This is a genomic window from Janthinobacterium pasteuri (assembly GCF_051380775.1).
In the GTDB taxonomy this organism is placed as follows: Bacteria; Pseudomonadota; Gammaproteobacteria; order Burkholderiales; family Burkholderiaceae_D; genus Janthinobacterium.
The window spans coordinates 167,602-179,404 of record NZ_JBNYXS010000009.1 but is presented as its reverse complement, the minus strand read 5'-3'; the positions used below and the strand labels follow the sequence as shown (position 1 = coordinate 179,404).

Genomic DNA, 11,803 nt, shown 5'->3' with positions numbered 1-11,803 from the left:
CGGCTGGCTGCGCATATTCCACGGGGTAGCCAGCCATTACCTGCCGAATTATCTGGGGTGGCGCTGGATACTCGACGCCGGACGCATCCGCTCCCCGGAAACATTGTTGAAGGCAACTATGGGAGAGTTCCCACACCTTACGGTGACATAGCCATTATTTACGGATAGCAGCGCATCAGGAAGTCCGCCACGCACACGGGTTTCGGGTCGCCTTCCCTTTCCATGGTGACGGCCCAGTTCACTTGCGCCCCTTCCGGCAAGTCTTCCACGGAAAGAATGTCGAGCCGCGCGCGCAATCGGCTGCCGACGGGCACGGGCGCGGGGAAGCGCACCTTGTTCAGGCCGTAGTTGATGGCCATGCGGATGCCGGCCATGTGCAAGGCTCCCTGCAGCATGGCAGGCAACAGAGAAAGTGTCAGGAAACCATGCGCCACGGTACAGCCGTAGGGCGACTCGCGCTCACAGCGCCCGGCATCGACGTGGATCCACTGATGGTCGTCCGTGGCGTCGGCAAAGGTGTCGATGCGCTGCTGGGTGATAGTGAGCCAGTCGGAGACGGCCACGTGCTGCCCCGCCAATGCTTGAAAACCGGCGATGCCGGCGATATCACGCACGGGACGGCTCCCCTTGTTCCACCGGGCGGCGGCCGAACATGCCCATGCCCTCGACGGTGGTAACGACTTCGCCATGCTGGTTGCGCACGCTCCACACGGAAATGACGATGCCACGGTCCGGCTTGGACGTCGATGGCCGCACTTCCTTGACATGGTAAGTCAGGTGCAGGGTGTCGCCAGCGCGCACGGGTTTGAGCCAGCGGATGCTGTCCAGGCCGGGCGAGCCCATGCTGGACGAGTGCTTGAGCAGATTGTCCACCACCAGGCGCATCATCATGCCGCAGGTATGCCAGCCGCTGGCGATGACGCCCTTGAAGATGGTCTTTTCGGCAGCCGCGTGGTCGACGTGGAACGGCTGCGGGTCGAAATCCGTGGCGAAGGCGATGATTTCCCTTTCCGTCACGTGGCGCTGGCCCAGGTCGATTTCCAGTCCCTGCGTGAAATCTTCGAAATACCAGTGCTTGGGTTTGATTCCGGTCAATGCGCTCATGCGGTCTCCGTCGGCAAGAAGCCCGGCTGGGCGATAAAGCGCTCGATATGGTGCTCCACGTCGCCCAGGGTCAGGCCGATCATGGACAGGCGTTTGAAATGGTGGGCGGCAGGCAATTCGTCCGTCACGCCCATGCCGCCATGCAATTGCACGGCTTGCTGGCCGACAAAGGTGGCGGCCAGTCCCACCCGCGCTTTGGCGGCGGATACCGTGCGGCGGCGATCAAACACGTCGTCGCTATCGACCTTGGCGGCGGCCAGCATGGCCATCGAGCGCGCCTGCTCCAGGTGAATGAACATGTCGGCCATGCGGTGCTGCAAGGCCTGGAACTTGCCGATCGGCGCGCCGAATTGCTGGCGCGTCTTCAGATACTCGAGGGTGGCGGCAAAGATGGCGTCCATGGCGCCCACGGCTTCCGCGCACAGCAGGGTGGCGCCGTAGTCAAGCGCTGCATCGAGCACAGGCCAGCCCTGCCCCGCCCGGCCGAGCAGGGCGTCATGCCCCAGCACCACTTGCACCAGGGTCACGGTGGCGGCGCGCTGGCCATCGATGGTGCGATAGTCGCGCACGCTGACGCCCGGTGCATCAACAGGCACGAGGAACAGCGAGATGCCGTCCGTGTCATCCTGGCTGCCGCCGCTGCGCGCCGAGACGATCAGCACGCCGGCCTGCGCGCCATGGATGACGACGGTTTTCTCGCCATCGAGCACGAAACCGTCGCCGCCGGCGATGGCCGTGGTGGTGATATCGTGCATATCGTGGCGCGACTGGCGCTCGCCCAGCGCGCACGCGAGCTTCAGGCTGCCGCTGGCGACCTGTTCCAGCATGGCATCGTGGCCGCCCGCCAAGGTGAGAAAGCGCGCGCCCAGCACGGTGGCCAGATACGGTTCGACCACCAGGCCGCGCCCCAGTTCCTGCATCACCAGCAGCATGTCCACGGCCGTGCCGTCGAAGCCGCCCGCGCCGGCCGGCAGCGGCAAGGCCGTCATGCCCAGTTCGGCCAGGGTGGCCCAGGCGGCATCCGACGTACCCGTGGCCGAGTGGACGATTTGCTTGCGCGTTTCAAACGGATAATCCTTGTCGACCCAGCGCCTGAGCGCGTCGGCAAATTGCTGCTGTTCCTGATTAAATTGGAAGTCCATGTCGTCTCCTTCTGGCTTACAGGCCGAGGATCATCTGGGTGATGATGTTTTTCTGGATTTCATTCGAGCCGCCATAGATCGATGTCTTGCGGTAATTGAAGTAGTAGGCGGCCAGCGGCGCGGCCAGGTCATCGCCGCCAGCGCTGTGCGGCGCGCTGCCGTCAAGAAATGCCGGGTCGAAAGGCAAGGCTTGCGGGCCGAGGGCTTCCACCATCAGTTCCGTCAGTTGCTGCTGTAATTCCGAGCCGCGCACCTTCAGCATCGAGGCCTGCGGTCCCGGACCCTTGCCCTCGTCGCTGATGACGCGCAAGACCGTCATTTCCAGCGCCATCAATTCGATTTCCAGGGTAGCCACCTTGGCGGCAAAAGCGGGATCGTGCAGCAGCGGCGCGCCGCGCTTGGCTTGCTGCATGGCCAGTTGCTTGAGGAAAGTCAGCTCGCGCTTCGAGCGGCCCACGGCGGCGATGCCCGTGCGCTCGTGCCCCAGCAGATACTTGGCGTAAGTCCAGCCCTTGTTTTCCTGGCCCACCAAATTACTGACTGGCACGCGCACATTGTCAAAGAAGACTTCATTCACTTCATGCTCTTCATCGAGCATGATGATGGGGCGCACGCTGATGCCCGGCGTTTTCATGTCAATCAGCAAGAAACTGATGCCTTCCTGCTTGCGCACCGTGCTATCCGTGCGCACTAGGCAAAAAATCATGTCAGCATGCTGGCCCAGCGTGGTCCAGGTTTTCTGGCCATTCACGATGTAATGGTCGCCGTCGCGCTGGGCCGTGGTTTTCAGGGAAGCCAAGTCGGAACCGGCGCCCGGCTCCGAATAACCCTGGCACCACCAGTCGTCGCAGTTCAAAATGCGCGGCAAGTAGGATGCTTTTTGTTCGGCGTTGGCGAAGGCCATGATGACGGGCGCCACCATGTTGATGCCGAAAGGCAGGATGGGCGGCGTCGCGGCGCGCGCGCACTCATCTTCCCATATATGGCGCTGCACGGCCGTCCAGCCCGTGCCGCCATATTCGACGGGCCAGGCCGGCGCGGCCCAGCCTTGTTGCGCGACTATCTTGTGCCAGCGCACATAATCGTCACGCTTCAGGCGCAAATGCTGGCGCACCTTGCACTGCAAATCCGCCGGCAAATGCGTGTCGAGGAAGGCGCGCACCGTGTCGCGGAAGGCGTTCTCCTCGGCCGTGTAATGCAAGTCCATGTCTGTCTCCTTGTTCTTATAAGTTGCCGTGATGACTGCACGCAAGGAAGCTCAGCGCACAAAAAAGCACGACCGTTCTCAAGGATTGTACAACAGAATGGGGACAGCGCCGGGCCTTTTCAATGACCGGCGCAGCAAAGGATAGTGGCTGAAGTTGCTTGGAAGTGGCCGGAATTGGCTGGCTGCTTGACTCTTCGGTCCCTTCCAGCCTGCGTCTCTAAAGACAGGCTCTGGTAGCTTTGATATTTCCAACGTGGTCAGTTTAAAAAGCTTGTCGATGATAGGGCTGTGTCTGGCTAAACTCAGCCATACAAATGCAGCAGCACTTGCACGGCGACAATCTTGACGATGGTCATGCTGGGAAAAATCATGGCATAGCCCAGGTTCGGGCGGTCCGACTTTGCCAGGCGGTTGGCGAACACCAGCACGGCCGGGTTGCCAGTGGCGCCGGCCGCAATGCCCAGCAATTCAGGAAACGGCAGGCGCAGGAAAACCTTGCCTAGGATCACCACCAGCGCCACCACCACCAGCACCGTCACGGCGCCGAGCGCCAGCATGGGCAAGCCATCAGCGCCTACCTGCTGCACGAAAGGCAAACCGGATGCCATGCCCACGGAGGCGAGGAAAATCGTCAAGCCATAGTTGCGCATGACCAGATTGGCCGACAGGGGCAAGCGCCAGCTGATCTTGCCGACACGGCCCAGGCGCCCCAGGATCAGCGCCATCACCAGTGGCCCGCCAGCCAGGCCCAGGCTGAACGAGCCTATCCACGGCAACGGTATCGGCACCAGTCCCAGCAGCACACCCAGCACCATGCCCATGCCCAGCGAGACATAGCTGAACTCGGCCGTGGCCGTGATGGAATTGCCGAACAGCTTGCGCACGTCGGCCGCGTGTTTCGCCGGCGCAATGGCCATCACGCGGTCGCCAAATTCCAGGGTCAGGAAGGGATGGGGCAAAATCATGGCGTCGCCGCGGCGTATGAAGGCGATTTGCAGGGGAAAATCCTTTGACAGGTTCAGCTCGCCCAAGGGCACGCCGACGATTTCCGCGTCCGACACGAACACTTCCGTGCCGTCGAAGGCGCTGCGATCCTTCATCAAGCGGCCCGGGTCCAGGTGGCCCAGCGCCGTGCGCGCCGCTTCCACGCCCGCCACCGTGCCCGATACCATCAGCGCATCGCCCACGCCGAGCACCAAGCCCGGATCGGGCAAGCGGTTCTGGTGCCCCTGGCGCACGCCGATTACTTGCACGCCCGCCAGCGGACCATCGGCCAGTTCGGACAGGGCCGCACCCGCCAATTTCGCTGCATCGATGGTAATTTCCGACACGACGATGGGTGCGGGCGGCGGGGTCAGCACGGGCTTTAATATCCGCCCGGCCAGGTACAAGCCCAGCATGGGGCCGACCACGCCGAACGGATACGCGACGGCATAGCCGACGGCTGCGTCGCCATTGCCGTGCGACGCTTCCAGCGCCGCCTGCAGGGCCGCCGTGCTGGTCATGGCGCCGGCAAACACGCCGCTGGCCATGCGCAGCGAGATATCGATCCACTGCCCGCCCCAGACGGACACGGCCAGGCCGCCCATGACGGCGGCAAAGGCGACCAGGTTGTGTTTCTGTCCTGCGCCGCGCAAGCCGGCGAAAAATTGCACGCCATACTGCACGCCGATGCCATATAAAAACAGCAGCAAGCCGATGGAGCCGACCATCGGCGGCGGCACGGCTCCGGGGGCGAATGCGCCCAGCGCCAGCCCCGCGAACAGCACGCCGCCCACGCCCAGCGAAAAGCCGAACACGCTGATGCGCCCCAGTGCATAACCGGCGCCGATGACGATAAACAGGGCGAGGATGGGCGTGGACTCCAGCGTGTGGCGAAATAATTGCAGCATCAGACAACCTTGATCTGGAGAAGGCCCAGTTTAGCATGCACAAAAGCAACATGATGGCGATGGTGACAAGCAAGCGTGCGCACGTGGATGCGCTCAAATACGGGCAAAAAAAAGCCCGCTACGGGAGCGGGCTGAATCTATTTCCTTGGAGGAAGTAGAGGAGACAGATGAATGATGCCGCATCGCAGCATCATTATCCAATTGCATGTTGTGATGATAGAAATAGCTATTCCCTATATCTGCCCGTTCCCCCGGCCAAGCTCAGGTCGCGTTATCGCCGCGCAAGGTTTTTGCCGCTGCCACCATGTTCGCCAGTGCGGGAATGACTTCTTTCCAGCCGCGCGTCTTCAAGCCGCAATCGGGGTTGACCCACAGGCGCTGCGCGGGGATCCGCTCGGCAGCCTTGCGCATCAGTTTCACCATTTGATCCTGGCCTGGAATGTTGGGCGAGTGGATGTCGTAGACGCCAGGGCCGATTTCGTTCGGATAGTTGAAGTCATCGAAGGCGTCCAGCAATTCCATGTCGGAACGCGAGGTTTCGATCGTGATGACGTCCGCATCCATGTCGGCGATCTGCGCGATGATGTCGTTGAATTCCGAATAGCACATGTGCGTGTGGATTTGCGTCTCGTCGGCCACGCCATTGGCCGTGATGCGGAACGATTCGACGGCCCAGCGCAGGTATTCGGCCCATTGCGACTTGCGTAGTGGCAAGCCTTCGCGCAGCGCCGCCTCGTCGATCTGGATCACGCGAATACCGGCCTGCTCCAGGTCCAGCACTTCAGCGCGGATGGCCAGCGCCAGCTGGTAGCACGATACGGAACGGGGTTGGTCGTCGCGCACGAAGGACCAGTTCAGGATGGTGACGGGCCCCGTCAGCATGCCTTTCATCGGTTTGTCCGTCAGCGACTGGGCGTGGGTGCTCCACTCGACCGTCATGGCACGGGGGCGGCTGATGTCGCCGAACAAAATAGGCGGTTTGACGCAGCGCGAACCATACGATTGCACCCAGCCGAACTGGCTGAAGGCGTAGCCGTCGAGCTGCTCGCCAAAATATTCGACCATGTCATTGCGTTCCGCTTCGCCATGCACGAACACGTCCAGGCCCAGGATTTCCTGTTCCTTGACGCAATGGGCGATTTCCGCCTGCATCAGCTTTTTGTAGCTGGCTTCGTCCAGCTGGCCGCTGCGGAACTGGCTGCGCGCCTGGCGGATTTCCGCCGTCTGCGGGAAGGAGCCGATGGTCGTCGTCGGATACAGCGGCAGTTGCAGCAACGCGCCTTGCTTGGCGGCACGCACGGCATAGCCGCTGGCGCGCTGGCCCAAGGTCGCATCGATGCGGGCCACCGCCGCTTTCACGTCAGGATTGTGCACGCGGCTCGACTGGCGGCGCGCGTGCACGGCTGCATGATTGGCGTCCAGCGCCGCTTGCACGGAGGCGCGGCCATGGTTCAGTGCGCCGGCGATGGTGTGCACTTCATCGAGTTTTTGACGGGCAAAGGCCAGCCAGGACTGGATATCGGCATCGAGCTTTTGCTCACTGTTCAGGTCGACGGGTACGTGCAGCAGCGAGCACGACGGGGCGATCCACAGGCGCGACTGCAGGCTGGCATGCACCGGTTCCAGCCATGCCAGCACTTCGTTCAAGTCCGTTTTCCAGATATTGCGGCCGTTCACCACGCCCAGCGACAGCACGCTGGTGGCGGGTAATTGGGCGATCACTTGCCCTACTTCATCGCGGGCGTTGATGGCGTCCAGGTGCAAGCCCTGGACCGGCAATTTGCACGCCAGTGCCAGGTTATCTTGCAGCTTGCCGAAATACGTGGCCAGCAGCACTTTGACGTTACTGACTTTGCTCAAGGCATCATAAGCCGTGACGAGCGCCTGCTGCCAGGCGCTGTCGAGCTCCGTGACGAGGATGGGTTCGTCGATCTGTACCCATTCCACGCCTTGCGCGGCCAGTTCCTGCAGCAGTTGCACGTAGACGGGCAGCAAGCCTTGCAGCAGCGCCAGCTTGTCGGAATCGTCCTTGGCCTTGCCCAGCCACAAGTAGGTGACAGGGCCGATCAGCACGGGCTTGGCTTTCACTTTCAACTGGCGCGCTTGTGCCAGTTGCTGCAACAAGCGGCTGCTGTCGAGCTTGAATTGCGTGTCGGCCGCAAATTCCGGCACGATGTAATGGTAATTGGTGTCGAACCATTTCGTCATTTCACCGGCATGCACGCAGTTGCAATCGCTGTCGCTGGCCGAACGGCCACGGGCCACGCGGAAATAGTTGTCGAGCGCCGCGCCACTCAAGCCACGCACGCGCTGCGGCAAGTTGCCAAGCGTAAAGCTCAAGTCCAGCACCTGGTCGTAGAAGGAAAAGTCACCGACGGGCGCCAGGTCCAGCGCATTCTGCACTTGCCAGTGACGCTGGCGCAATTCGGCGCCATGGCCTTCCAGCGCTTCCAGGCTGCTTTGGCCCTTCCAGTAATCTTCCAGGGCGAATTTCAATTCGCGTTTGGCGCCGATGCGCGGGTAGCCCAAATTGTGTGTGGTGACGGTCATGGTGGTAATGCCTCCTCGTGAAGTATGCAGTCATCATAGAGGCTTCTATCCATGAAAAATAATGGTAAAACCTCATACATTAATGATTAATATTCATATGAAATCATAATCGAACGCATCTGCCTGGCCGTGCTGCGCGAAGTGACCACCTCGTTTGGCGAGCGTGCCGGCCGGAACCCGGGCCAGAACGACAGGCAAAAAAAAGCCCGCTGCGAGAGCGGGCTGAATCTATTTCCTTGGAGGAAGATAGAGGAGACAAGTGCATGATGCCGCGTTGCAGCATATAAAACCACTTTATATTCGTGATGTCAGAAATACGCAATAGTGATATTAGGGGCAACGAAGCATTCCATGCGGCAACTTTTATGCTGCCACCTCCGCTTTCCCGTCGCCAGAACGCAACATATTCTTGATGCCGCGTAATGCTTGCCGCACCCTGGCTTCGTTTTCGATCAGGGCGAAGCGCACGTATTCATCGCCATATTCGCCGAAACCGATACCGGGCGAGACGCTCACCTTGGCCTTTTGCAGTAGCAGCTTGGCAAACTCCAGCGAACCCAGGTGGCGATACGCTTCGGGGATGTGCGCCCAGATATACATCGAGGCCTTCGGTTTTTCCACCATCCAGCCAGCTTCATGCAAGCCTTTCACCAGCACATCACGGCGGCGCTGGTACTGGGCGCAAATCTCCGTCACGCAGCTTTGGTCGCCTTCCAGCGCCGCGATGGCCGCCACTTGCACGGGCGTAAAACTGCCATAGTCGTGGTAGCTCTTGATGCGCGCCAGGGCCGACACCAGTTCCGCGTTGCCAACCATGAAACCGATGCGCCAGCCCGCCATATTGTAGCTTTTCGACATGGTGAAAAACTCGACGGCCACGTCGCGCGCACCGGGCACCTGCATGATCGACGGCGCTTTCCAGCCATCGAAGGTGATGTCGGCATACGCCAGATCATGCACCACCAAAATATTGTGCTGCTTTGCCAGCGCCACGACTCTTTCAAAGAATTCCAGCTCCACGCATTGCGCGGTGGGGTTGGACGGAAAACCCAACACCATCATCTTCGGTTTCGGATAGCTTTCGCGGATGGCCCGTTCCAGTTCGGCAAAGAAATCCACGCCCGGCCCCATGCGCACGGAACGGATATCGGCGCCCGCGATCACGGCCCCCCAGATGTGGATGGGGTAGCTGGGGTTGGGCACCAGCACCGTGTCGCCACGGTCGAGTGTCGCCAGCATCAAATGGGCCAGGCCCTCTTTCGAACCGATGGTGACGATGGCTTCGCTGTCCGGGTCGATATCGACCTCGTAACGCTTCTTGTACCAGTGCGCAATCGCGCGGCGCAAACGGGGAATGCCCTTCGAGGCGGAATAGCCGTGCGTGTCGGGGCGTTTCACCGTTTCAACCAGTTTTTCCACGATGTGGGCAGGCGTGGCGCCATCGGGATTGCCCATCGACATGTCGATGATATCCTCGCCACGGCGGCGCGCGGCCATCTTGAGCTCGGCGGTAATATTGAAAACGTAGGGGGGAAGGCGATTGATGCGCGAAAAGCTGCGCGGAGCTTGGCTGTCGGTCATGGTATCTCTTTACGTAAGCGCCCGGATCCGTCCGAGCGACGTTGGCGCAATGCATGCGCCTGCAACGATGCTAACCCGAGCTTGCGCAAACTGGCAAGGGCGATTCGGACGCGCTACAATACGCACTGATCGAAAATGAGCGCACCGGTTGGTAACCCGGTATGTGCCTGGCACCGTCCAGCATGCTCCCGCCCACGCGGACCCACGGCGCTGACCTTTGGCTGTTACACCAGCCGGGGAGGTGTTCTGGTTCGCGCATCTTTCCGCCGCGCCATCCCTCCCCTGCTTCACTTTAGGAATGAGACGGATGGCAACACACGACACCGCAGTAACGGGCATGACCCTGGACCGCGCCGGCATCGAGCAGCAGCTGGCCCTGCCAGTGCACCACTTCATCGATTGCGCCTTCGACGGCGAAGACTTGTCGCGCCTCGATTTGCAGGGCTGCACCTTCGAGCGCTGCACCTTTGCCGACACCAGCTTGTTCGCCAGCAAGCTGGCGCGCAGCACCTGGCGCCGCTGCCGCGCTGGCAACGCCGATTTCGAATCCGTGGACGCCGTCGATGCCACGTTCGAAGGCTGCGATTTGAACAACACGAAATGGCGGCGCGCCAAGCTGGCCTCGGTCACGTTCCGGGGCTGCAAACTGACGGGCGCCTCGTTCGAGGAAGTGGCCCACCTGGGCCTCACCTTCGAAGACAGCCTGCTGGTGGGCGCCGACTTGCGCGGCTTTTCTTTCCGCAAGGCCATATTGAAACAGCTGGACTTTTCCGACGCCTACCTGGCCGGCTGCGATTTCCGCGACGCCGTCTTCGAAGGGGGCAGCTTGCGCAATGCCACCATCAAGCTGGCGAAATTCCAGGGCGCCGACTTGCGCGGCGCCGATATCGACGGTTTCAAGCTGAGCGAAGCGGCCTTGCTGAAAGGCGCCGTCATCACGCATGCGCAGGCAGCCAACTTCATGCGCGCGCTCGATCTGGTGGTGATCTGATTTCAACAGGCAGGGTGTTAATAAGCAAATGGCCAAAAAACGTCTGAATTGGACTCAAAGGGTCTAAAGATGCGGCGGCACAGCATGAATTTGCCCTTGCACCGTCGCTGTACGTGGGTATTGTTCACTTCATGTACCCTAAAATTGACAACCCACACCGCACCCGAATTGAAATGGCTCCTCGTAGAACGAGGCACCCTCGCGGGCGAGCTCGACAAGCTTCAAGGTCAACACAGTCTCCTGGCAGCAGAGATAGCTCGAGTGCAAGACACCCTTCAAGCATTCGACACAACTATTCGCCTGACACGAACACGGACGCAGACGACACGCACTCACTTGGCGAAACTGCTTGCCAACTTAAACGATGAGTTAGCCTTCCTCGACGATTTGATGGTAAAGAACCTTGAGTTAGCTGAAGCACTAGCTGGCCGCCGAGACGAACTCCGTCAGAACAGAACTGCATTGCAAGCTACCCTGAAGCAATTCGATGGAGCAATAGCCGTCGAGGAGATAGGCTTGGCAGAGGATTGGGCGAGGAGTTACGGAGGGCGACGCTCCCGTGCGCTAGTCAGCCGGTACGGCGCTGCGCATTTCCTCGAAGAGTTGCCGGAGTGAGCGCAAGGCTTTTGAAAAAGATGGCTCTTAAATAACAAAAGGCGCACTCAGGCGCCTCTGTTGCACTACCGGGGTATCAACGCAAGAACGCAGCTGCCAGCAAGATAGCAGAGACAATCGTTGCGCCGACCACACTGAACAGGCCAAGGTCCTTCATTACCTTGTCACGGCCAGCAGGTTGAGAAACGTATTGGATAATTTTTGCCATGATGAAACTCCTTGTTAGCTCTATCTAGTGTAGCATCTTAGCTTGCCCACAAGTGTGTGGCGGTAAATGAGACGGCTGTTGCTATCGACATCCATATCGAAACCACCATAATACGCGGAGCTTGGTCCACTCCCTCCGCGGCCTGGATACTAGCCGCATGGGCTTCTTCGTCAGCAGCGTCCATCGTACCCAGCAAAACTAGCACCGATGAAATTATGATGATTGCACTGTGCCAAACGATCGCGGTCCAAGCAATTGTACTACCAAAGGAAATATCCTTAGGGGTGACTTTCAATTCACCAAGGTGAACGGCAGCCTCGTACGACGCAGCTGCACACATGGCAATCACCGTCCAGAAAAGCTGGCCTTCCTGAAGAGACCGCCTGATAAGCTTGCGGACGCGCCCTCTGTACTTCTTGCCCGCACCCAATAGTGGCAATAGCGCAATTGGACCCAGTAATGGAACCCCAACGTTCAAGAGTAGCCAACCGATAAATCTGCTGAAATCCATAG

The 11,803-nt window shown here is 60.2% G+C and carries 10 protein-coding genes and 1 pseudogene; 2 read left to right on the top strand and 9 right to left on the bottom strand.

All coding sequences use genetic code 11. From position 1 onward, the window contains the following. A pseudogene (locus ACQ4WN_RS12120) lies at positions 1 to 151 on the top strand (IS1595 family transposase); the annotation flags it as partial. A 7-nt stretch (positions 152 to 158) separates the two neighbouring features. Here ACQ4WN_RS12120 and ACQ4WN_RS12115 read toward each other — a convergent pair. The 7 genes from ACQ4WN_RS12115 to alaC all read right to left on the bottom strand — a co-directional run bounded on the left by ACQ4WN_RS12115 (position 159) and on the right by alaC (position 9,476). Further along, entirely contained in the window at positions 159 to 614 is a 456-nt protein-coding gene (locus ACQ4WN_RS12115; protein WP_436551760.1) for a MaoC family dehydratase, read from the bottom strand. Then, positions 607 to 1,104 carry a MaoC family dehydratase gene (locus tag ACQ4WN_RS12110; protein ID WP_436551759.1) on the bottom strand — a complete coding sequence of 166 codons (498 nt, stop codon included), beginning with the start codon at positions 1,102 to 1,104 and terminating at the stop codon, positions 607 to 609. Before ACQ4WN_RS12110 ends, ACQ4WN_RS12115 begins: the two co-directional genes overlap by 8 nt. After that, positions 1,101 to 2,246 carry an acyl-CoA dehydrogenase family protein gene (locus ACQ4WN_RS12105; RefSeq protein ID WP_436551758.1) on the bottom strand — a complete coding sequence of 382 codons (1,146 nt, stop codon included), beginning with the start codon at positions 2,244 to 2,246 and terminating at the stop codon, positions 1,101 to 1,103. Before ACQ4WN_RS12105 ends, ACQ4WN_RS12110 begins: the two co-directional genes overlap by 4 nt. A 16-nt stretch (positions 2,247 to 2,262) precedes the next feature. After that, complete coding sequence (locus ACQ4WN_RS12100) at positions 2,263 to 3,453, bottom strand: acyl-CoA dehydrogenase family protein (protein WP_436551757.1); 1,191 nt, start codon at positions 3,451 to 3,453, stop codon at positions 2,263 to 2,265. A 302-nt stretch (positions 3,454 to 3,755) separates the two neighbouring features. Continuing rightward, entirely contained in the window at positions 3,756 to 5,345 is a 1,590-nt protein-coding gene (locus ACQ4WN_RS12095; RefSeq protein WP_436551756.1) for an aspartate:alanine exchanger family transporter, read from the bottom strand. Positions 5,346 to 5,606: 261 nt separating this feature from the next. Then, complete coding sequence (metE, locus tag ACQ4WN_RS12090; RefSeq protein ID WP_436551755.1) at positions 5,607 to 7,895, bottom strand: 5-methyltetrahydropteroyltriglutamate--homocysteine S-methyltransferase; 2,289 nt, start codon at positions 7,893 to 7,895, stop codon at positions 5,607 to 5,609. 363 nt (positions 7,896 to 8,258) lie between these two features. Continuing rightward, positions 8,259 to 9,476: an alanine transaminase gene (gene alaC / locus ACQ4WN_RS12085; protein ID WP_436551754.1), complete on the bottom strand. Its 1,218-nt coding sequence runs from the start codon at positions 9,474 to 9,476 to the stop codon at positions 8,259 to 8,261. A gap of 307 nt (positions 9,477 to 9,783) precedes the next feature. Here alaC and ACQ4WN_RS12080 point away from each other — a divergent pair, with 307 nt between their 5' ends. After that, the gene (locus ACQ4WN_RS12080; protein WP_436551753.1) at positions 9,784 to 10,467 is read left to right on the top strand and encodes a pentapeptide repeat-containing protein; all 684 of its coding nucleotides are present in this window, start codon (positions 9,784 to 9,786) and stop codon (positions 10,465 to 10,467) included. Between the two features lie 691 nt (positions 10,468 to 11,158). Here ACQ4WN_RS12080 and ACQ4WN_RS12075 read toward each other — a convergent pair. After that, on the bottom strand, positions 11,159 to 11,290 hold the full coding sequence (locus ACQ4WN_RS12075) for a hypothetical protein (protein WP_436551752.1): 132 nt from the start codon (positions 11,288 to 11,290) through the stop codon (positions 11,159 to 11,161). A gap of 37 nt (positions 11,291 to 11,327) precedes the next feature. Continuing rightward, entirely contained in the window at positions 11,328 to 11,801 is a 474-nt protein-coding gene (locus ACQ4WN_RS12070; protein WP_436551751.1) for a hypothetical protein, read from the bottom strand. Between the last annotated feature and the right edge of the window lie 2 nt (positions 11,802 to 11,803).